A 21,501-nucleotide genomic window follows, 5' to 3' on the forward strand; every position below is an offset into this window, starting at 1 on the left:
GCCTACGCCAGTAGTGACACCTACTCCAGTAGTGACGCCTACTCCAGTAGTAACACCTACGCCAGTCGTTGGTGATACAACTTGGAACGCAGAAACAGTTTACAACACAGGTGATACTGCGACAGTAAACGGTGTTACTTACACTGCAGGTTGGTGGACTAAGGGTCAAGAGCCAGGTACAACTGGCGAATGGGGTGTATGGAAATAAGCACAAGCCTATTTCTATAAACTAACCATACTAAGGGATGCTACGGCATCCCTTTTTTATTGGCTAAAAAACAATAATGATATGAGTACATGGATAAGAGTGAGCAAAAGAACAGTATTTATGTTTAATCGTCATCTTCACTATAAATATAACCCCATTAGTCTAATACAAAAGATCTGCTAAAATAATACAACTCATTGAATAAAAACTTTAATTTTTAATATTATTTACAATGTAGCGATAGCTTTACTATTTTGTATCATGTAAATTTTATTTAAAATGTTTGGTGCTTATACTCACGTATAATATCTCCCTCACAATCACTGTCTAAGCTAGGTACATAATGGAAGTTGAACTGTTAGAAATTCAAGACTTTATTCGTCAATATCCCCCGTTTGACAAACTACCTGAAGATGCCTTGGTGGAGATAACCCAAAGCATTGAAATATCTTATTTTCGAGCGGAAAGCACGATCATTGAAGTTAATGCAAAAATTAATGAATTGTATATGGTGCGCAGTGGCATTGTTGAGGTATACCGTCGTAATGGAGATCTCTACAATCGCCTAGATCAAGGAAAACTCTTTGGTCAAATGGGCTTGCTGACAAGTAATAAAGTGCGATTTCCGGCTAAATCATTAAAAGACACACTTTTATATTGTATGCCTGAAGAGATATTCCACCGTTTTTGTGACCGTTATGAAGCCTTTGCTGATTTTGTTGAAGTAGAAGATAGCACTCGATTAAAACAGGCCGTTGAAAACAATAATAACGATGCTAACTCACTCACCACATCAAAAGTTAAAACACTAATTAGCAGAGATGTCGTGATCATGCCAACCCATAGTACGATTCAGGCCGTCGCTCAGAAGATGGCGGAAGAGAATATATCTGCGGCATTAATTAACGATCCTGAATTAACCGATGATCAAGGTAATAGCTTTGTTGGTATTGTGACTGAAAAAGACCTCTGCGCTAAAGTTATCGCAGCCGGACTCAGTGTTGATACTCCTGTGTCTGAGGTGATGTCAACGGAATTAATTTCGTTAGATCATAACGCCTATATTTTTGAAGCGATGTTGCTGATGTTACGCTTCAACGTACACCATTTACCCATCCTTAAAAACAAACAACCTATCGGATTAATTGAAGTTGGCGATATTATTCGTTACGAATCACAAAATAGTTTGTTATTTGTAAGTGGAATATTTCAGCAACAAAGCCCGGAAGACTTAGCGTTACTATCAACGCAATTAAAAGACTGTTTTATTCGTATGGTTAACGAAGACGCCAATTCACATATGGTGGGTCGTGCTATGTCCGAAATAGGCCGTAGCTTTAAACAACGTTTACTTGAATTAGCAGAGCTGGAACTCGGAGATCCCCCTATTCCTTACTGCTTCTTAGCATTAGGCTCTATGGCACGTGATGAGCAGCTGATTGTCACAGACCAAGACAATGCCATCATTCTCGACAATAGTTATGATGAAGCGCTGCATGGCGAATATTTTATTAAATTATCCAAATTTGTTTGTGATGGATTAGCTGCCTGTGGTTACAGTTATTGTACTGGCGATATTATGGCAACTAACCCAGAGTGGCGAAAAACACAGGCACAATGGGAAGATTGTTTTGCTGATTGGATAGATGATCCTAACCCACAAGCACTGTTGAACTGCTCGATATTTTTTGACCTGACCGGTGTCTATGGGCGCGCTAAATGGGCGGAGCAATTAAATGCCTTTATTCTACGCCGAGCGAAAAAGAACAATCGATTTTTAGCCTGTTTAGCGCGTAACGCACTGAATAGAAAACCGCCACTGGGTTTCTTTAAAGACTTTGTGATGGAGAAAGATGGTCGCCATAATAATTCTATTAACTTGAAACGCCGTGGTACCGCACCGCTAGCAGATCTGATACGCATACATGCACTTGCTATTGGTTCACAATCACAAAACTCATTTCAACGCTTAGAAGATATTATTGAAGCTGGTATTTTACCAAAATCAAAAGGGCAAGATTTGTTACATGCAATGGAGCTTATTTCACTGGTTCGCCTGCGACATCAAGCACTCGATATTGAGTTTGATAGAGAGCCTGATAATAATATTGAACCTGAAAATATGTCTGACTTTGAGCGACGTAACCTAAAAGATGCTTTTTTAGTATTAAGCAGTGCGCAAAGTTTCTTAAAATACCGTTATAACGCGAATATGCTGTAATGAGTATGCCTAACTTCACCAACAGAGAGATACTAAATTGGCAGGCTTTCCTGCAAATGAAATCTCAACTGAGCAAAGATAGCCGCTTACAAAATTTTTATGATAGAGGCACTTACCATGATGAAACAAAGCTTAGTGATATCGAATTTGTTGCACTAGACTTTGAGACCACCGGATTAGATGCAAGCAAAAACAGCATTATTAGTATTGGCTTAGTGCATTTTAATTTACAGCGTATATTTTGCCGAAAAGCAAAATCCTGGTATATCGACCCACAGGATAATTTAAAAGAAGATTCTATCGTCATTCATGGTATTACGCATTCAGACCTTAACAAAGCACCTGATTTATTACATGTATTAGAACAACTTTTAGATGAACTCGCGGGTAAAGTAGTGGTTGTGCATTATCGTCTTATTGAACGAGATTTTTTAGACAGCAATTTACGCGCATTATTCAAAGAGGGTATTATTTTCCCTATGGTTGATACCATGCAAATTGAAGCAGATCTGCAACACAAAAAACGCCAAGGTATTACTAATTGGTTTAAACCCAAACCGACTCAATCCATTCGTTTAGCAAAAAGTCGGTCACGTTATAATCTGCCAACTTATCCCCCTCATGATGCTTTGACGGATGCCATTGCAACCGCTGAGTTGTTACAGGCACAAATTAAATATCACTTTAGCCCTGAGACCGCCATTAAAAAATTGTGGTTATAAACACTTAAGTAACCTTAGCTGATTTAAGCAGCCTGCTTTACTATTTGAGTCTGCTTATTAATAAACAAGCATTAATAAGCAGGTATAAAAAAAGCCGATAGAATAAATCCTATCGGCTTTTTAAATCTTTCATCTATATCATACTAACCGCATTTAATTTGTGATCAGCCTTGCTGGTTAAAACGAGCGCTATCTACGTTATGAATTTTATTCAGAACGTCCTGTTCTTCACCACGTTGTGGCCAGCTGAAGCTGTTCAAAATCATTCCATACGATTTTGTGAAAGTAGAATAACTACTTCCTGCAACTCATGCCTTGATAGCACTCATTTTTCCTGCGCAATACAAGACCACATATTTAATGCACTTGGTATTATTTTTTACGTGGCTCTGTATGCATACCCATCAATAAACTAACACACATGATTAACAAAATAATCGTGAATGGTAAAGCCATTGAAATAGCACCCGCCTGTAAAGCTTGAATCGCTTCCGTACCACCAATCCAAAGTAAAGCAGCAGCGATTGAACCTTCAACCGTAGCCCAAAATATACGCTGTGGAATAGGTGCGTCAACTTTACCGCCAGCAGTAATACTATCTATCACTAGCGAACCAGAATCAGAAGAGGTAATAAAGAATACCAACACTAATACGATCGCAATCATTGATAAAATATTACCCATTGGTAAAGCATCAAACATTTGGAACATCGCAAGTGTAACGTCTTTCAGGCCTTCATTGCCTAACGCGCCAATATTATTAGCTACTTGATCAATCGCAACACCACCAAATACAGACATCCATAAGATAGTCACAGAAGTGGGGATAATTAATACTGCAGTAATAAATTCACGTACCGTACGACCACGAGAAATACGTGCGATAAACATACCTACAAAAGGAGACCATGAAATCCACCATGCCCAGAAAAATACCGTCCAACCATGCATCCAAGCTTCATCTGCACGACCATGTGGATTACTCAATGGAATAATGTTTTCAATATAGCCCATCACTGTCATAGGGATAGTGCCCATAGAAACAGCAAAGGTCACTAATGCAGTAAATACAACTAGCACTAGTGCAATCAGCATATTGACGTTACTAATCACCTTAACGCCACCTTCAATACCACGTACCACTGAAACAATGGCTAACAAGGTAACACCAGCAATAACGGCAATTTGTAAAGTAAGATCAGCTTCAATGCCAAAGACATGTTGGATACCACTAGCGGCTTGTTGCGCGCCAAGACCCAATGAAGTTGCTAAACCAAACAGTGTCGCTAATACAGCAAGAATATCAACAATGTGCCCCGCCCAACCCCATGCTCTATCGCCTAAAATCGGGTAAAAAATAGAACGCATAGACAAAGGTAAACCTTTGTTATACGAAAAGAAAGCTAATGACAAAGCCACTACGCCATAAATTGCCCATGGGTGTAAACCCCAGTGATACATAGTCGCACCTAAGGCAAGTTTAGCAGCCTCTGGTGTATTCGGCATCACATTGAGTGGTGTTTCATACCAACCCGTGTAATAAGCAACAGGTTCGGCAACACCCCAAAACATCAGACCAATACCCATACCAGCAGCAAATAACATCGCTATCCATGACATGGTTGAATAATCAGATTTTGCGTCATCACCACCAAGGCGAATCTTTCCGTAAGGCGATACCACTAATGCCAAACAGAAAATAACAAATATGTTAGCAGACCACATAAATAGGCCGTCAAATGTACCTATGATTTTCCACTTAAGGCCATCTAAAAAGCCTTTCGATGTAGCAGGATCAAGCACTAAAATAACAATTAAAAATAGGCAAACTAAACCCGCACTTATTCCAAATACTGGATTATGTACATCAAACCCCCATTTTTTAACATTATCCTGCCCAATCGTGTAATCGGTATTATCGATACTGTATTTATCTTTATTTAAACTCATTCATCCTCGTTAAGAGCACCCTGCTCCATTAGTGTATTTGCCTATATTCACTGCCCACAAACAATAACATTGGTATTTGTAATAGAATGTGCGTTAAATATAGGTCGCTAACAATAGCACGACTGTGTGACAGAAGCCGTTTCCTTGTCATTTATAACAGCAAAATCTGCGTTTATACCTCATAAATAGACTAAGTTATCAATAAATTACTTATTAAACGCCTCGGTGTATGCGCCGTTTTATCTGCTTTTCCTAAGCGTACCAACATCTGCACTGTCTGTTGCGAGTCAATGTTGAAATGATCTTTGAACTGTTTTTGTAGGTTTTGCATGTCGCTGTACTCTTGCAATACTTGCCTCATTGGATGCTGTGCAAGACCCATCGCTGTGGTGGTTAAATTCAAACGGCAATAGTCCCTTCCCGCTTTAACCTGCTGTAAACGGCTGTTTCCTTTTGTCGTTAACAAAGCAAAAGTACTGGTTGATTGGCTTGTTGATCGGGTGATATCAATACTCTGCTGAGCAAATTATGTTGAATCTTTTTCTGTTGATTTTCGATCTAATATAAAGGTTTCCACAAACATCTTTTTCAACCCAGTCATGCCTGAATGCTCAAGGCCAAAACCATCACGATATTGTTGTACTTCTTGATCATTAAAACGGAACATTTTGATGGTTTCTAAATCACGCTGTTTGCTTTCCCCTTCAATACGTATTGCCTCTGGTAGCATTTGTTGTAAATAATGATTATTTTTTTCAGAGTCAATAATCGTTAACTGGCTATTAGCGATTAAAGGCAAGTGAGTAAGCTGTGATTTTTGATCAATAGTTAAACGACTATTATCATATTCGCGTTTATTCGATTGGCGTTTTAAGAGTTGCTTATAAATAATGGGTCTTCTTGTACCAACGCACTTTGGGTTAATAGGATTCTCGCTACCGGTTTATTTTCTATGACAGTATTGCTGTATTCGCCGAGCGGAAAATACTCAATCTCAGCTTGATAACCATAGTGACTCGCTGCAATGCTTAAGTTCTCTAAGAAGCAACCCTGGCCAATATGAATTTGTCTGGCGATTGGGTCCGTTTCCGGTAACAAACGTGTTTGGTCAACAAAAAGATCCATGCTGTTTTGATCGTTAAATTTAATTAACCAGGGTTGTTTGTTATGTGGATTAGGCGCCAGAATCGCATACGCCAATAATGTTAAACGAATATCAGACGCCTCACTACTTGGTCCACTCCAGCCATAATCGACTTTCTCAACCTCTGCTGAACAACCACTTAATGTACTCGATAATGTAGCAGTGGCTACCCCAAGTCCTACGACACGAATAAAGCGACGACGATCCATAAAACACTCCCTTTTTTATGTGAATAACATTTAAAATATACATTCCAAGGAATGCAATGTGTATTCCTTGGAATGTAAGTCAACACTCTTTTAGGAAAATCATGAGTTCTCGTGAAGAAAATGAAACACGTATTATTATTCTGCAGGGCATTATTCAACAATTAATGACCACTCGCAGTAATGAGTTATTTAAAAAGTTAGCACTTACTACTTCTGAATTTGGCATTATTAACCACTTTAGCCATCAACCAACACGCAGTTGGACAGTTTCTGAATTAGCACAAGTCATGGAAATGAATCAGCCAGGCATCACCAAGTTAGTGGCCAATTTAATTGATAAATCTGCATTAAGTGCGACAACAGATGCGTTTGATAAACGTAAACGACATCTGTTAATTACCCAACAAGGTTTAAATTTATGCGCCGAAACAATGGAAAAGCTCCAGCCAGATATCCGCCTTTGTTTTGCAGATTGGCAAGATGATCAGTTAACACAATTCGCCGAGCATAATGAGAAATTGATGCATTGGTTAGATAACCATCGTTTATAGACAAATATGGAATATCTTAAAACTAAAAAATTTTTAATTTTAAGATATTCCACAGACAGAAAATCTAGTTTAGCTATAATAGTCAATTCAAATACAATCATTCAACTAGTAGGAATACCATGACTAATTTTTTAAAAAAATCACTTATTGCTTTCACAGCAATGGCAAGCTTATTAACGGTACCGGCCTTTGCTCAAGAAACAGTAAAAGTAGGTATGTCTGGTCGCTATTTCCCATTCACTTTTTCAAAGCAAGATAAACTACAAGGTTTTGAAGTTGATATTTGGAATGAAATTGCAGCACGTTCAGACTATAAAGTAGAATTTACAACATCAAACTTCTCTGGTCTTTTTGGTATGTTAGAAGCGGGCCATATTGATACTATCTCTAACCAAATTACCATCACCGAAGCACGCTTAGCTAAATTTGCATTCACAACACCTTATGTTATTGATGGTGTGCAAGTGGTTGTACGTAAAGGGCGTGATGATATTAACGGTATCGAAGATCTTAAAGGTAAAAAAGTAGCGGTTAATTTAGGCAGTAACTTCGAACAAGTATTACGTAGAGTAGATACTAAAAATGAAATCAACATTGTTACTTATGATTCTGGTTTAGAGCAAGATGTTGCGCTTGGCCGTATGGATGCATTTGTAATGGACAGAGTTTCGTCTTCACAGTTGATTAAAAAATCTGGTTTACCGCTACAACTAGCAGGTCAGCCTTTTGAAAAGATTGAAAATGCAATGCCATTTTTAAACAAGCCATCACAGATTGTTATTCGTGATCAAGTAAACAAAGCATTAGCAGAAATGAGAGCAGACGGTAAACTTGCTGAAATTTCAAACAAATGGTTTGGTACTGACATCACACAATAAATTTTAGCACCGCTAAATTCTCTGCCTACGCCCTGTTAGGCAGAATTTCTCTAAAACCTTATACCATTTTCACCCAGTAAATGGTAAATTCCGTTTTTTACTTTTTATAAATATAACTATAAATACGATGATCAGCTACTGAATGCATTCGTTTATGCACTAGCCAAATGATTAACGATTTAGGATGGCATTTTTATCATGCAAAGCTCGTTTGACCTGCAGTACATAATCGAATTAATGCCAATATTAATAAAATATCTCGGTGTTACCATGGAAATGGCACTTTGGGGTTTTTTGTTCGCCTTAATTTTGTCTCTCTCCCTCGCACTCATACGTGTTTTTAAAGTCACCTTTATTCAACATCTTGCAGCCCTATTCATTTCGTTTTTCCGTGGCACGCCTTTGTTAGTGCAGCTATTTATACTGTATTACGGGTTACCCCAATTTATGCCTATTTTTATTGGTATGGATGCTTTCACTGCTGCTATTATCGGCCTTTCACTGCATTTTTCTGCTTATATGGCGGAAAGCATACGTGCTGCCATTTTAGGCATTGATAAATCACAAATGGAAGCCTGTTTAAGTATTGGCATGACCCGTTTGCAGGCGATGAAACGTATTATATTGCCTCAGGCAGCCCGTGTCGCAACGCCCTCTTTAATGAACTATTTTATCGATATGATAAAAAGTACTTCTTTAGCATTCACACTAGGTGTGGCTGAAATAATGGCAAAAGCACAAATGGAAGCTTCTTCTAGTTTCAAATTTTTTGAAAGCTTTTTAGCCGTCGCCCTTGTCTACTGGGTGGTGGTATTATTTTTCACCCGCATACAGCATCTTTTAGAAAAAAGACTAAATAAGGCTTATTAACATGATTAAAGTAACCAATCTAAGTAAAAGCTTTGATGATCTAGCGGTATTAAAAGAGATTAGCTTCGAGGTTAATAAAGGCGAGATTGTGGTTATTATTGGCCCATCTGGTACCGGTAAATCAACCTTATTACGTTGTTTAAACTACCTAGAAGCGCCAACCTCAGGTAGCGTTGAAATAGGTGAGATTTGTGTTGATGCCAAAAAACACAATAACAAACAGATAACGCAACTGCGTAAGCAAAGTAGTTTTGTATTTCAAAACTATTCTTTGTTTGCAAATAAAACGGCTATTGAAAACGTCGCTGAAAGTTTAATTACCGTGTGGAAAACAACACGTAATGAAGCTCAAGAAACCGCTAAAAATATTTTAATAAAAGTAGGATTAGAAGATAAGTTAAATTTCTATCCATCGCAACTCTCAGGCGGTCAACAACAGCGTGTTGGTATCGCACGTGCGATGGCAGCAAAAGGTGAAGTGATTTTATTTGATGAACCCACCTCTGCACTTGATCCAGAATGGGTTGAAGAAGTACTCGCAGTGATGAAGCAATTAGCCCTTGAGAAACAAACCATGATAGTTGTTACTCATGAAATGCAGTTTGCCAAAGAAGTCGCAGATAGAGTCATTTTCATGGAAGGGGGTTATATTGTTGAGCAAGGCACACCTGAGCAGATCTTTGAACACCCGCAACACAAACGTACCCAAGCATTTGTTAAAAGAGCCCTAAAGCGTTAAATAGGCCTTTTGCTTGAGCATTGCTGATGCACAGAGTGCATCAGCTCAATCATTAAATTACCTGTGATACCAGCAAGAACCCACCAAAAAACAAACAAGCAACTAAAGCAGACTTGCCACCGGCAACTTGGTAATAACTTTCATTAACTTGTTCAAAGTCATCAGAGCGTACTTTCATTACCATCGCCATTGGGATAAATATCGCCAGGAAAACCAGAATAATACCCGCATAGCCTAATACCCCAATAAACTGCTCTTTTGCAATAATCGCACCCAGTAGAGGCAACATGAAAGTGATTAAGAAAGTGACTAATTTATTACTCTTAAACAGGTCGCGATTTTGATCAAACAACGACATTGCGACACCTAAGAAAGAAGTCACTAATGCAAGACCCGTGAAAAGAGATAAAACAGACCCTAGGTTTGGATATTGCAGGCTCAGTGTTGCGATCAACTCAGATACATTAGCAAAACTTACTAGCTGCTCAGCCGGTAAATTACCCACGACTGCAACCAACCATAATAGATAACAAAATAGTGGCAACGTAGAGCCAAACACCACCATATTACGCAACTGTTTGTGAGTCGCTTCGCTGTTATATTTAACCACTGAAGGCACAACCACCATGAAACCAAAACTGGTAAACAGTACTGCACTATGTTTGATTAAATCAACTTTATTAGCACTTTCTTGTTGCTGAAAATTATTCATATCAATGTTTGGCAAAAGGTAAGCGAGTGTCACTATCAGCGCAATTAACATCGCAAAGAATAATAAACGATTAAGTTTATCAACGCTTGCCGTGCCCTGCGCAACAAAAGCGCCAATACACACAGTAAACAGTAGCTGGCTTTGTATTAGACTCAATTGCCAACCTAGTTTGTTAATCAATTGCTGAAGTAAGTCTCCGGCGCTAACAATATAAGCAATCATCAAACACGTTACCAAACAATATAACAGGCCATTGGTGATGATCTGCCCTTGCTTACCTAAGGTTTTTTGGGCAATACTATTCATGCCTATACCACCGCCACTACGTAGCGTCGCCTCTAACAAAAGCAATGCGGCATAAGTAGTACCAAGCCAGATAGCGACCATTAACAGCGAGCCCCAAAGCACACCAAATTTCGCCAATACCATTGGAATTGCAAGCATACCCGCACCTAGTGCTGTACCTGCAATTAATAACATACCACCAAGAAGTTTTAAATTCACAAATCTACCTTACATACTCACTCGGCTTCATGCCAAGAGAGCAACAAATAAGAGCCGTTAAATCATTAAGATAACGGCTATAGCTGAATCCATTCAGAGGATAATAAGAAAGAGAGTAAGCCCTTAAAATTGACTTACTCTAATAACAGAAGTTATGCGGGTTGGTTTATTTTATCGGTATTATCTTTAAAAATAAAAATAGCGATAATAATAGCGGCGACCGTCGGTAACGCCCATGCCATGCCTTGATCAAAGAGAGGTAAAAACTCAAAGCTCTGCATATTAATACCGCTTGCTTTTATTCCATCTAAAAGACCAAAAAAGAGTGCGATACTCATAACAAAACGATAACTGAGCTTTTTATTACTGATAAAGCTATCAAGCAATGTCAGCGCAACCAGTGCAATCGCAATAGGATATATAACGTATAGAACAGGAATTGAAAGACTAATTAATTCATTTAAGCCCACGTTTGTAACCAATGCACATAATGCACAGTTGACAATAACCAGTAATTTTCTATTCCATGTTGGTTTGAGTTTGGTTAAAAAATCAGACATCGCACTCACTAGGCCTACCGCAGTCGTTAAACATGCTAAAGCAACCACTAATGCTAATAGAATTAAACCAGGCGTATTAAATAGCGCTTGTACGTAAACAGCAATGATTTCTCCACCATTACTTAGACTAGCCGCACTACCATGGCTAGTTGCGCCTAAATAGAAAAGAGAAACATAAACAAAAGTTAATCCGATAGCGGCAATACATCCTGCCATCGTTAGGTACTTATACTGTACTTTTTTGTCTTCAATGCCTTTTGATTTAATGACATTAATAATGAGCATGCCAAACACTAACGCACCCAGAGTATCCATAGTGTTATAGCCTTCTAAAAAGCCTTTAGTGAATGGACTATCGAGATAAGCAGGGGCAGCTTCACTTAGGCCAGAAAGTGGACTAATAAAAACTGAGATAGATAAAATAGCCAATAAAATAATTAATAAAGGAGTAATAATTTTACCCACCATATCTAATAGTTTACCGGTCGAGAGTGATAAATAGCCGACGATCAGGAAAAACACTATCGAGAAGATAGCTAAGCTCATTGCGCCACCATTATCTAAAAAGGGATTAACGGATATTTCAAAGGCAACTAAAGCGGCTCTTGGCGTCGCAAAACTTGGCCCTATAACAATAAACACCGCAAGCGCAAAAAAAGTAGCCACTTTGCTTGGCAGGTTTTTTGCCATATCAACAATGCCACCGCCCGCTTTTGCCACTGCGATTAAAGTAATTAACGGAAGACCAACGGCTGTAACCAAAAATCCAAGTGTCGCGGGTAATAAGTGTTCTCCAGCCATTGCACCTGCTAACGGTGGGAAAATTATATTGCCGGCGCCTAAAAAGAAGGCAAATGTCATAAATCCTAAGGCGAGTATATCAAAGCTTGATAAGCTATTTTTCATTCTATATTCCTGCATGCATGTGTATTTAATAAAAAGAGGTTAACGATAAATGCACTGAAATATTAATAGCTACGTCCATGAAGTAAAAATTAGGTGCGAAAAACGATTTTTCTTTTTAGCTCGCTAAAAAAGCGACTAGTTTAAGTGTTAATAATTACTATTTGTACCATAAATTGGAAGTTGTAACAGTTCTCATCAATAGAAAAATCGTCTTACGATCTAGGTCAAAAAAAAACCAACCACAAACCTAGTGACTAAAAAATCAAAATAAACAACTACCTATGTACTCTACCTTATGTTAATTAGGAATAAACCATTAAAAAACAAGTATATAAAGTAATTAAAATGCACGGTAAATAACCTTTGTTGCATAAAAAATCACAGTGGATTGTTAATCCCTAAAAAACAAATAAATTTACAGGTGTATTTTTTATATAACAATGACAATTAAATGAATGCTTTATTGGAATTCAACATATTACCTATGTGATGTAAGTCGACCTTTTGTTTTCATTCTTTGAATCGTTAAAAGTCAAAAGTAGACACGTAGCTATCATTTTACTTTACAGCGTCTAAGCGCGATCATAATTCCTAACACCAACAACGGTCATCCGTCGCTTCAACTGGTATCTGTTAGAGATAATATGCTACAGTGATTTTTACTTATTTTACTTATGCTTTTGGCTACAAAACAGAAGAGAAAAACATGAAACAACTATTAGAATTTATTCCCCTGGTGATCTTTTTTATCGTTTATAAGATGGTTGATATCTATGCAGCAACGGCGGCATTAATGATAGGTATGACGATTACGTTTATTTATAGTTATTTCAAAAATGGTAAAAAAGCGGAAAAAATGCAGATCATCACACTAGGTATGATCTTGATTTTTGGTACCTTAACATTGGTTTTACACGATGACTCTTTCATCAAATGGAAAGTCACACTGGTTTATGGTGTTTTTGCCATCGGTTTATTAGTGACACAGTTCGTTTTCAAAAAACCTGCCATCAAACAAATGTTAGGTAAAGAGCTAACACTGCCAGACCACATTTGGAACAATCTTAACTTTGCCTGGGCACTCTTCTTTATCGTGTTAGGTGCCGTAAATATGTATGTGGCTTTTAATATGTCACAGGAAGTCTGGGTTAATTTTAAAGTATTTGGCTTATTAGCAATCACCTTGCTCTTTACTGTTCTCAGTGGTTTATACCTTTATAAGCATTTACCCGCCGAAAGTAAAAAAGCAGAGAAAACAGTCTCAGATAAAGAATCGGAATAAAAATAAGAGGAATAACACATGTTATATGTCATTTTTTCACAAGATGTAGAAAACAGTTTACCGTTACGCATTCAATCTCGCCCGGCACATGTTGCACGGTTACAAGCACTTAATGAGCAAGGTCGTTTATTTGTTGCAGGCCCAAATCCAGCAATTGATAGTGAAGATCCAGGTGACGCTGGTTTTACCGGCTCAACCGTCATTGCAGAGTTTGCTTCACTTGGCGATGCACAAGCCTGGGCAGATGCCGATCCGTATATTGAAGCCGGTGTTTATGCTTCCGTTATCGTAAAGCCCTTCAAAAAAGTATTGCCGTAAAACGATAATACTTAAATAAAAAGCCAGCAGATTTTGCTGGCTTTTTATTTGTGCAGAAACAACCTTTTGAGACAGCTTTTCAACAGGCTCGCTATATAACAGCATATCAACACTAAGCACTTCCCTCTTAGCCAAGATAAAACTCCCCTGGAAATAGTCCCCCCCTGCTACTGTTTTCAGTTTCTATAAGTGATGCAGTGAGTGTTGTGCATTTACTTTCTTGTTATTTGATTAAAAGCGATTGAGTTACATCAGCACATAAAATGTAATAGTGGTTTTATAAAAACAAAAAAGGCTACATAAAGTAGCCTTTTAAAACAAAGAGGTAAGTCTTGTTTAGTTTGAATGCAACATACTGTTTAACTCAACAGCGCTTTTGTTTGCAAGACATTCAATTTGACCTGTCATAGAGTTACGACGGAACAATAAATCATCTTTATTCGCTAATTCACGTGCTTTAGCAAAACCAGCATCGTTACCTTCATTATCTAGCATCTTCACTTTTGAACCGGCTGTAACATACAAACCAGACTCAATAGTACAACGGCTGCCTAGTGGGATACCTAAACCTGCGTTAGCACCTAATAGGCTATTCTCGCCTATTTTAATGACCATTTTGCCGCCACCGCTTAATGTGCCCATAATTGAAGCACCACCACCGATATCAGAACCTTCACCCACCATGACGCCTGCAGAAATACGGCCTTCAACCATGCTTACACCTGTTGTGCCCGCATTGAAGTTGATGAAACCTTCGTGCATTACTGTTGTACCTTGACCTACATGTGCGCCTAAACGTACACGTGAAGTATCGGCGATACGAATGCCTGATGGCACAACGTAATCAACCATTTTAGGAAATTTATCAACACAATCAACGGTGATAGTTTCACCGCTTAAACGTGCTTCAATTTGACGGTCAGCAAGCTCAGGTAAATCGATCGCGCCTTTATTTGTCCATGCGATATTATGTAACACACCGAAGATACCATCTAATACTAAACCGTGTGGTTGTACTAAACGATGCGAGATAAGTTGTAACTTTAAGTAACCTTCAGCAACCGTTGCTGGTGCAGCATCGGTAGCTAAAATAGTTAATACAAGTGGCTGTGTTGATTTTGACGCAGCAATCGCAAAGTCTGCATTTGCAGTTTCATCAGCACCGTTAAATGCAGCACTTAGTTGCTCAGCAATTTCAGCTGTCACTTCAAGTGTTTCATTGCCACCTTGATAACCAATAAGTGCGCCAACAACAGCAACAAGATCTTCACTTGGATTCAAAAGAGGATTAGGGAAAAAGGCTTCGATGATTTTTTGATCGCGATTTTTCGTAGCAGTACCAAAAGCAAGTGCAAATGTAGACATGAATTAAGCTCCAATTTAAAAGTCTAAAATAAAGCAGTCATCATAATGGAGTCGCCGAAGATTTAAAGCGATAAATGCAAAACAGGCTAATTAATTGATTTTTTCGACAGGCCCATTTTTGCTTTTTTTATCAAAAAGGGAAGTAACAGATACAATAACTCTAATAATAAAGTAGCAAGGGTCGCAATAATAAGCCCAACAATAATCGACTCTTTGTTCAATACAATATTGGCTTGATAATTGTTTTTTGTTTCCAAAAATAACGGTTGATTTATTTGTGTTAATAGAAAATAAAATCGTTCAAATGCAGAGCCTTGTAATCTAACTTTTTGCAGATATAAAAAATCAGTACGAGTAACAAGTGCCTCTATAATTTTTGTTTCTGCTTTGAAAAGCGCAATATCACTGTGCTTATGTTTATCAACCAATGCATTAAGATCTCCCTCGAAGAGAAAGTCAGCCAGTTTTTGATACTGCTTAAGTTGCCCTTTCGACTCGAGGTAATGCGCATCAAGTCGCGTTTCGTAGAGGTTTAAAAAATGCGGTAATTGCAAGCCTATTAACAACGTTAACGCAAATGTTACTTTTAAACTATAACGTTGTAAAAGGGCTAATAAAATCACTTGAAACCGCGCTCTTTACGTAGGGTTTCGTATGCTTTTTGGATGTCCTGCGCTTTTTCTTTAGCAAGATTCATCATCTCTTCAGGCAAACCTTTTGAAGCAAGTTTATCTGGATGATTTTGACTCATCAATTTCCGATATGCACGTTTAACTTCTTTATCGGTAGCACTTTTGTCTACACCTAATATTTTATAAGAATCATCGGCACTTGCTTGTTGCTGTTGTTGCTGTTGTCCTTGGTGGAAATGTTGCTGACCTTCAATCATCTGTAACAAACGGTCTAGCTCATTACGCGTGAAACCGAGTTGCTCTGCGATGGTATAAAGAATCGTTTTTTCTTTGTCGTCAATAATGCCATCTGAAAATGCAACTTGTACTTGGATGCCCAAAAACATTTGTAGCACATTACGATCGCCACGCACCATTTGTGCAAACTCAGCTAAGGTTTCCTGCAGTGGGAAATCAGCCTCTTTTCCAAGTGCAAAAGCACTTTGTGCCTGTGAACGCGCTTCACCTTGTAAACGCATTTGATCCATATAAGCATTTGCAACTTGGATATCCGTTTGTGTCACTTGCCCTTTTGCTTTTGCAAGATGGCCCATCACCGAAAAAGTAGCATTAAAAAATATTTTCTGTTTGTCTTTGCTCGTTGTGCTGTTACCAAAAATTCCATTCTGCACATTAAAATTTATTGCACGTGCGCGATCAAATCGATGACCTAACCAAATACCTAATAACATGCCAAAAATATGGCCAAACATGAAACCGAAAAAACCACCTAGTATTTTTCCCCAAATTCGCATAAATTTTCAGACCTTTGCTTTTAATAAATTATTTTCACTATTTTGACCAACTATCCGCCAATTTACCAATTTTTTAACTTAAATTGAAAAATTAATCAAAAACTACGCGCAAAAATTGGAGCGCTGCTTTGTTTGCTGATATTCTTAATCATTTTCACGCTTAGCGCCTTCTATCTTCTAAGCAAATTTTGTGAGTGGTTAATGTTAAAAAAACTTCCGTTGTTATTGCTCTTGTTGCCTTTGTCGAAAGGTTACGCTGAACAGGTGATCCTTCAACAAGAAAATGCCAATCGCGAGCGCTTATCTGAAGATGAGATCATCGCGCCTCGCTCAAGTGAATACTTTTTTAGGCAGTGTTATAACAAAGTGCCGCCTCAGGTCCCAAATACCAATGCACAACCCGATGAACAAATTCCGGTCAATATTGACGCGTTTTCATTATCCGGGACGCGAGGTAAATTAATCTACCAAGATGATGTGCATTTAAAGCAGGGAGATAAATTTCTCTCGGCAGACAAAATGACCTACTTTGTCGACGACGAACGCGCGACAGCAGAGGGTAATGTTAATTTTGTTAGTGGTGAAGTGACACTGAACTCGGATAATATCGAAACTAACCTTAAAAATGATCAAAGTACTTTATACCAAGCTGATTATCAATTTCATGGTCGCGGTGGCCGTGGTGATGCTGATAAAATCTATGATAATGGCTTAGATCTTTATGAATTAAATTCATCAACTTATACCGCTTGTCCACCGGAAGATACAACCTGGGCACTTGATGCCACTACTTTATATATCGATAATGCAGAAGAAGTCGGCAGTGCTTATAACGCCGTGCTACGCATCAGAGATGTACCGGTATTTTACTTCCCCTATGTGACTTATCCATTAACCGATAAACGTAAAACAGGCCTGTTATTTCCAACTTATAAAATACCTGAGACCAATGGTTTTACATTTACTCAACCCCTGTATATCAATATAGCGCCTAATATGGATGCGACCATTACCCCGACCTATATGCAAAACCGCGGTACAAAAATTGCGGGTGAGTTTCGATATTTGTTTGATGTGGGTAGCGGTAAGGTGCAAGCGGAACATTTAGCGGATGATGAAATTCGAGGCTATGATCGTTACCTTTACCATTGGGATCATAATGTTACTTTTGCGCAAAACTGGAACTTCAATGCACGTTATAACAAAGTAAGTGATGATTATTACTTTAGTGATATTGATACCCCCTACGGTGACCGAAGTGATAATCAACTGTTACAAACGGCAAAATTAAGCTATCGACAAGAAAACTGGAATAGTGAACTTGAAGTACGTTCTTTTCAAATATTAGGTAATGGCGGTACTCCTCATACGGTAATGCCTAAACTTGCGTTTAGTGCATATCAACCCATTGAGTGGAAGAGTCTACAACTCGACTTTTATTCTGAAATTACTAAGTTTGATCATAGCGATAGCAATGTGTATACCGGCACACGTATTCATATGGAGCCAAAACTTTCATTACCACTTTATTACAATTCACTGTTTATCAATACCGAATTGAAATATATGCTCAGTTTTTATGAGCAGACCTTACCTGATACAAATAAAGAATCTTGGTATTCGGATTTAGATGAAAGTGTCGCGCGTTACATCCCTTCTTTTAAAGTGCATTCAGGGGTTAACCTTGAGCGTGACTTTGCCTTTATGGACACTGACTATAAACAAACATTAGTGCCACAAATTCAATATTTATACGTGCCTTACCAAGACCAATCAGGTATTGGTATTTACGATACAACCAGTTTACAGCAGGACTATTATGGTCTATTTCGTGATAATCGTTACTCAGGTTATGATCGTATCGCCGACGCAAATCAAATTACCTTAGGTATTTCAAGTAGCTTTTTAAATGGCCAGGGCAAAGAACGTATGCGTTTTGCGATTGGTCAAAATTATTATTTATCTCCATCAAAAACGTCTCTCCCGCAAAATAGCTCTCAAGCCATTAGTGAGACTCGCTCATCATTGATTTCTGAGTTTGATATGAATTTTGAAAATAACTATTTTTTCCATGCTGGCATGGAATGGGATACCGATAATAATATCATCAAGCGTGCAAATTCTACTTTTGAAAAGCGCTGGTTATATAATACTTTTGCACAAATAAACTATCGTTATATTGCCACCCCTGATGAGGAGGATGAATGGTATTCCGATGCAAAAGGGCTAGTAAATCAATTAGGTGCAAAAGTTAATTGGCCAATTAACAACCAGTGGACCACCTTTGCCAGTTATTATCATGATATGGAATATAACCAAGCCTACGAAAGTATCCTTGGTCTTAAATACCAATCATGCTGTTGGGCAATTGGTCTAACTTATGATGAGCACATGTTAGCTAATTTCGATGACAATTATACTGGTGAAAACGTTGAAACAGAACGAACTATTTCTATTACATTTGAACTTATGGGACTGGGTGGCGTCGGATTTAGCTCAGGCGAACAGGGACTTTTCGATTATGGTCGCCCATTCTATTTACAATAACGGAAAAAAAATGAAACTATTGAATAAAATATTATTACCTTTTATCTGCGCGACTCTGATTTCGCCATCGGTAATGGCAAAAGATCCAAGTAAACCACTCGATAAAATTGAAGCAGTGGTTAACCAAGAGGTTATTTTAAGCAGTGATATCACACGTATGCAAAAAGATATTATTAGCCGTTATGCTAAAAAAGGACAGACACTGCCTAGTGATGGTGATCTACAGAAACAGATTCTTGATAAGCTGATAACAGACCGTTTGCAGCTACAAATTGCAGACCGTATTGGTATGCGTATCAATGATGCGCAGCTTGACCAAACACTACAGCAGATTGCCAAAGATGAAGGCTTAACACTTGCGCAGCTTAAACAGCAGGTACAGGCCCGAGGTGATAGTTATGCAGCCTACGTAGATATGATTCGTGATGAATTAACCATTAATGAAATTCGTCAAATGCAAGTGCGTCGCCGTATCAATATTTCCGATCAAGAAGTTGAACAGATGGTTGATCGTCTTAATGAACAAGGTGAAAAAACTACCAAATTTAACTTTGCACACATTATGCTTAAAATAGGCAAAGATGCACCGGCCGATAAGCAACAGGCAATGAGCGATCAAGCTGATGAGTTAGCAGTTAAAATCAAACAGGGTGAAAATGTACAAACCTTAGCGGTTGAGTTTTCACAGGGTCCTAAATCACTTGAGGGTGGTAATTGGGGATGGCGTACACTCGATGAAATCCCGAGTTTATTTGCTAAAGTGTTTGATGATCAAAAAACTAAAAAAGGTGATTTAATTGGTCCCTTTCGCACTGATATGGGCTTTCATCTGATTAAAATATTAGATAAAAAAGGCACTGAGAACATTATGACCGTAGAAGTAAAAGCGCGTCATATATTGATCAAGTCCAACATTATTTTAAGTGATGAAAAAGCGAAGCAATTACTGGTCAACTTCCGCGAAGAAATATTAGCAGGGACAAAAACATTTGCAGAACTAGCCGAAGCAAATTCACAGGACCCAGGTTCAGCTGTGAAAGGCGGTGATTTAGGTTGGGCTGATCCAAGCATGTATGTGCCAGAGTTTAGAGACCTTTCTTTGTCGATGCCAATAGGTGAAATTAGCGCACCATTTAGAACGATGCACGGCTGGCATATTTTACAAGTGATGGAAAAACGCGAGTCTGATACAACCGAAGATGCAACGAAACAAAAAGCATACGGCATGTTATTCAAGCAACGTTTTCCAGGTGAAGTTTATTCTTGGATGAACGAGATCCGCCAAGAAGCGTATATTAAGATTAATAATCCTGATTATGTAATGGATGAAAAATAGTATGAACGCCACAAACACCATCAGACCTATTATTATTACTGCGGGTGAACCGAGTGGTATTGGCGCTGATATTATTCTTGAGTTAGCAAATACAACTTGGTCTATACCCTTAGTTATTTGCTGTGATAAACAATTATTATTAGATCGTATCCAGCAACTAAAGCTGACTATCCAATTACATGATTACGATAGTACAATACCCGTTGAGCATAATAAAACAGGTGTTTTAACGATTAAACACCTTGCTCTAAAGGTCGCGTCAAAAGCAGGACAACTTGATAAAAACAATGCCCAATATGTACTTGATACTTTAAGCTATGCAAATCAAGGTTGTTTGTCTGGCGAGTTTTCAGCTGTTGTTACTGCGCCTGTACATAAAGGCATTATTAATGAGGCGGGCATTGCCTTTAGTGGTCATACTGAGTTTTTTGCAGAGCAATCAAATACTGACTTAGTGGTCATGATGCTAGCGACAACAGGGTTGCGTGTTGCACTTGTAACAACACACTTACCCCTAAAAGATATTTCTGATGCGATAACAGAAACACGTTTAACCAGCATTATTAATATTTTAAATAAAGAGCTTCAAGTTAAATATGCTATTTCCACACCACGTATTTACGTTTGTGGATTAAACCCGCACGCGGGTGAAGGCGGTCATATGGGCCGTGAAGAAATTGATACCATTGAACCAACACTTGAGAAGTTGCGTTTACAGGGCATCGACCTAATGGGTCCGTTACCCGCAGATACACTTTTTCAAGAGAAATACCTTGAAGATGCTGATGTTGTTTTAGCCATGTATCACGATCAAGGGCTTCCGGTATTAAAATATAAAGGTTTTGGAAAAGCGGTTAATATTACCCTTGGACTACCTTATATTCGAACTTCCGTTGATCATGGCACTGCACTTGATTTAGCCGCAACCGGTAAAGCAGATGCAGGCAGTTTACTCTGTGCGGTCAATGAAGCAATTACCATGGCGATAAGCCAACATAACAAACTAAATTAATCACTATTCAATACCCTTAATAAGGGTGTTTTTTACAAATA

General features: G+C 38.3%; 21 protein-coding genes. 12 read left to right on the forward strand and 9 right to left on the reverse strand.

Going from position 1 to position 21,501, the window contains the following annotated elements; genetic code table 11:
* From CXF74_RS14490 to CXF74_RS14500, 3 genes are all read left to right on the forward strand, one after another.
* Positions 1–208: carbohydrate-binding protein (locus CXF74_RS14490; RefSeq protein ID WP_232772534.1), on the forward strand; the 208-nt coding region annotated here is incomplete at its 5' end.
* Positions 209–551: 343 nt separating this feature from the next.
* Positions 552–2,429 carry a DUF294 nucleotidyltransferase-like domain-containing protein gene (locus CXF74_RS14495; protein ID WP_101083248.1) on the forward strand — a complete coding sequence of 626 codons (1,878 nt, stop codon included), beginning with the start codon at positions 552–554 and terminating at the stop codon, positions 2,427–2,429.
* A 5-nt stretch (positions 2,430–2,434) separates the two neighbouring features.
* A complete protein-coding gene (locus CXF74_RS14500; protein WP_101083285.1) occupies positions 2,435–3,151 on the forward strand; it encodes a 3'-5' exonuclease in 717 nt (238 codons plus the stop codon).
* Positions 3,152–3,523: 372 nt separating this feature from the next.
* On the opposite strand, the gene CXF74_RS14505 is transcribed toward CXF74_RS14500, so the two are convergent.
* The 4 genes from CXF74_RS14505 to CXF74_RS22610 all read right to left on the reverse strand — a co-directional run bounded on the left by CXF74_RS14505 (position 3,524) and on the right by CXF74_RS22610 (position 6,454).
* Positions 3,524–5,101 (reverse strand): BCCT family transporter, encoded by a 1,578-nt coding sequence (locus CXF74_RS14505; protein WP_101083249.1) that lies wholly within the window; start codon positions 5,099–5,101, stop codon positions 3,524–3,526.
* A 190-nt stretch (positions 5,102–5,291) separates the two neighbouring features.
* A complete protein-coding gene (locus tag CXF74_RS22600; protein ID WP_232772535.1) occupies positions 5,292–5,567 on the reverse strand; it encodes a hypothetical protein in 276 nt (91 codons plus the stop codon).
* A 60-nt stretch (positions 5,568–5,627) separates the two neighbouring features.
* Positions 5,628–5,900: a hypothetical protein gene (locus CXF74_RS22605; protein ID WP_232772536.1), complete on the reverse strand. Its 273-nt coding sequence runs from the start codon at positions 5,898–5,900 to the stop codon at positions 5,628–5,630.
* Between the two features lie 71 nt (positions 5,901–5,971).
* Positions 5,972–6,454 carry a hypothetical protein gene (locus CXF74_RS22610; protein WP_232772537.1) on the reverse strand — a complete coding sequence of 161 codons (483 nt, stop codon included), beginning with the start codon at positions 6,452–6,454 and terminating at the stop codon, positions 5,972–5,974.
* A 101-nt stretch (positions 6,455–6,555) separates the two neighbouring features.
* Here CXF74_RS22610 and CXF74_RS14515 point away from each other — a divergent pair, with 101 nt between their 5' ends.
* The 4 genes from CXF74_RS14515 to CXF74_RS14530 all read left to right on the forward strand — a co-directional run bounded on the left by CXF74_RS14515 (position 6,556) and on the right by CXF74_RS14530 (position 9,492).
* Positions 6,556–7,005 carry a MarR family winged helix-turn-helix transcriptional regulator gene (locus CXF74_RS14515; RefSeq protein ID WP_101083250.1) on the forward strand — a complete coding sequence of 150 codons (450 nt, stop codon included), beginning with the start codon at positions 6,556–6,558 and terminating at the stop codon, positions 7,003–7,005.
* A gap of 119 nt (positions 7,006–7,124) precedes the next feature.
* Complete coding sequence (locus tag CXF74_RS14520) at positions 7,125–7,883, forward strand: amino acid ABC transporter substrate-binding protein (RefSeq protein WP_101083251.1); 759 nt, start codon at positions 7,125–7,127, stop codon at positions 7,881–7,883.
* A 198-nt stretch (positions 7,884–8,081) separates the two neighbouring features.
* A complete protein-coding gene (locus CXF74_RS14525) occupies positions 8,082–8,753 on the forward strand; it encodes an amino acid ABC transporter permease (RefSeq protein ID WP_101083252.1) in 672 nt (223 codons plus the stop codon).
* Between the two features lies 1 nt (position 8,754).
* Positions 8,755–9,492: an amino acid ABC transporter ATP-binding protein gene (locus CXF74_RS14530; RefSeq protein ID WP_101083253.1), complete on the forward strand. Its 738-nt coding sequence runs from the start codon at positions 8,755–8,757 to the stop codon at positions 9,490–9,492.
* 52 nt (positions 9,493–9,544) lie between these two features.
* Here the strand turns inward: CXF74_RS14530 and CXF74_RS14535 are convergent, their stop codons facing one another.
* Positions 9,545–10,708, reverse strand: a complete 1,164-nt coding sequence (locus tag CXF74_RS14535; RefSeq protein ID WP_101083254.1) for an amino acid permease — start codon at positions 10,706–10,708, stop codon at positions 9,545–9,547.
* Positions 10,709–10,860: 152 nt separating this feature from the next.
* Positions 10,861–12,174, reverse strand: coding sequence for a branched-chain amino acid transport system II carrier protein (gene brnQ / locus CXF74_RS14540; protein ID WP_101083255.1), 1,314 nt, complete (start codon positions 12,172–12,174; stop codon positions 10,861–10,863).
* 706 nt (positions 12,175–12,880) lie between these two features.
* Between brnQ and CXF74_RS14545 the strand changes: the two genes are divergently transcribed.
* Complete coding sequence (locus CXF74_RS14545) at positions 12,881–13,456, forward strand: septation protein A (protein ID WP_101083256.1); 576 nt, start codon at positions 12,881–12,883, stop codon at positions 13,454–13,456.
* An 18-nt stretch (positions 13,457–13,474) separates the two neighbouring features.
* Positions 13,475–13,774, forward strand: coding sequence for a YciI family protein (locus CXF74_RS14550; RefSeq protein WP_101083257.1), 300 nt, complete (start codon positions 13,475–13,477; stop codon positions 13,772–13,774).
* 336 nt (positions 13,775–14,110) lie between these two features.
* On the opposite strand, the gene dapD is transcribed toward CXF74_RS14550, so the two are convergent.
* The 3 genes from dapD to djlA form a co-directional block, all read right to left on the reverse strand.
* Complete coding sequence (gene dapD, locus CXF74_RS14555) at positions 14,111–15,139, reverse strand: 2,3,4,5-tetrahydropyridine-2,6-dicarboxylate N-succinyltransferase (RefSeq protein ID WP_101083258.1); 1,029 nt, start codon at positions 15,137–15,139, stop codon at positions 14,111–14,113.
* Between the two features lie 86 nt (positions 15,140–15,225).
* Positions 15,226–15,762 (reverse strand): DUF2937 family protein, encoded by a 537-nt coding sequence (locus tag CXF74_RS14560; RefSeq protein WP_101083259.1) that lies wholly within the window; start codon positions 15,760–15,762, stop codon positions 15,226–15,228.
* Entirely contained in the window at positions 15,759–16,565 is an 807-nt protein-coding gene (gene djlA, locus CXF74_RS14565; RefSeq protein ID WP_101083260.1) for a co-chaperone DjlA, read from the reverse strand. The genes CXF74_RS14560 and djlA overlap by 4 nt, the downstream gene beginning before the upstream one ends.
* A gap of 201 nt (positions 16,566–16,766) precedes the next feature.
* Between djlA and lptD the strand changes: the two genes are divergently transcribed.
* The 3 genes from lptD to pdxA are packed head-to-tail and all read left to right on the forward strand — an operon-like array spanning position 16,767 to position 21,460.
* On the forward strand, positions 16,767–19,112 hold the full coding sequence (gene lptD / locus CXF74_RS14570; RefSeq protein ID WP_101083261.1) for an LPS assembly protein LptD: 2,346 nt from the start codon (positions 16,767–16,769) through the stop codon (positions 19,110–19,112).
* 10 nt (positions 19,113–19,122) lie between these two features.
* The gene (gene surA, locus CXF74_RS14575) at positions 19,123–20,448 is read left to right on the forward strand and encodes a peptidylprolyl isomerase SurA (RefSeq protein ID WP_101083262.1); all 1,326 of its coding nucleotides are present in this window, start codon (positions 19,123–19,125) and stop codon (positions 20,446–20,448) included.
* 1 nt (position 20,449) lies between these two features.
* Positions 20,450–21,460 carry a 4-hydroxythreonine-4-phosphate dehydrogenase PdxA gene (gene pdxA, locus CXF74_RS14580; RefSeq protein ID WP_101083263.1) on the forward strand — a complete coding sequence of 337 codons (1,011 nt, stop codon included), beginning with the start codon at positions 20,450–20,452 and terminating at the stop codon, positions 21,458–21,460.
* Positions 21,461–21,501 lie beyond the last annotated feature (41 nt).

It is taken from the genome of Psychromonas sp. Urea-02u-13, from assembly GCF_002835995.1.
Classification (GTDB): Bacteria; Pseudomonadota; Gammaproteobacteria; order Enterobacterales; family Psychromonadaceae; genus Psychromonas.

Coding starts and splice junctions, on each gene's coding strand:
- CXF74_RS14495 (WP_101083248.1), top strand. CDS start 552: ATGGAAGTTGAACTGTTAGAAATTCAAGACTTTATTCGTCAATATCCC.
- CXF74_RS14500 (WP_101083285.1), top strand. CDS start 2,435: ATGCCTAACTTCACCAACAGAGAGATACTAAATTGGCAGGCTTTCCTG.
- CXF74_RS14505 (WP_101083249.1), bottom strand. CDS start 5,101: ATGAGTTTAAATAAAGATAAATACAGTATCGATAATACCGATTACACG.
- CXF74_RS22610 (WP_232772537.1), bottom strand. CDS start 6,454: ATGGATCGTCGTCGCTTTATTCGTGTCGTAGGACTTGGGGTAGCCACT.
- CXF74_RS14515 (WP_101083250.1), top strand. CDS start 6,556: ATGAGTTCTCGTGAAGAAAATGAAACACGTATTATTATTCTGCAGGGC.
- CXF74_RS14520 (WP_101083251.1), top strand. CDS start 7,125: ATGACTAATTTTTTAAAAAAATCACTTATTGCTTTCACAGCAATGGCA.
- CXF74_RS14525 (WP_101083252.1), top strand. CDS start 8,082: ATGCAAAGCTCGTTTGACCTGCAGTACATAATCGAATTAATGCCAATA.
- CXF74_RS14530 (WP_101083253.1), top strand. CDS start 8,755: ATGATTAAAGTAACCAATCTAAGTAAAAGCTTTGATGATCTAGCGGTA.
- brnQ (WP_101083255.1), bottom strand. CDS start 12,174: ATGAAAAATAGCTTATCAAGCTTTGATATACTCGCCTTAGGATTTATG.
- CXF74_RS14545 (WP_101083256.1), top strand. CDS start 12,881: ATGAAACAACTATTAGAATTTATTCCCCTGGTGATCTTTTTTATCGTT.
- CXF74_RS14550 (WP_101083257.1), top strand. CDS start 13,475: ATGTTATATGTCATTTTTTCACAAGATGTAGAAAACAGTTTACCGTTA.
- dapD (WP_101083258.1), bottom strand. CDS start 15,139: ATGTCTACATTTGCACTTGCTTTTGGTACTGCTACGAAAAATCGCGAT.
- djlA (WP_101083260.1), bottom strand. CDS start 16,565: ATGCGAATTTGGGGAAAAATACTAGGTGGTTTTTTCGGTTTCATGTTT.
- lptD (WP_101083261.1), top strand. CDS start 16,767: ATGTTAAAAAAACTTCCGTTGTTATTGCTCTTGTTGCCTTTGTCGAAA.
- surA (WP_101083262.1), top strand. CDS start 19,123: ATGAAACTATTGAATAAAATATTATTACCTTTTATCTGCGCGACTCTG.
- pdxA (WP_101083263.1), top strand. CDS start 20,450: ATGAACGCCACAAACACCATCAGACCTATTATTATTACTGCGGGTGAA.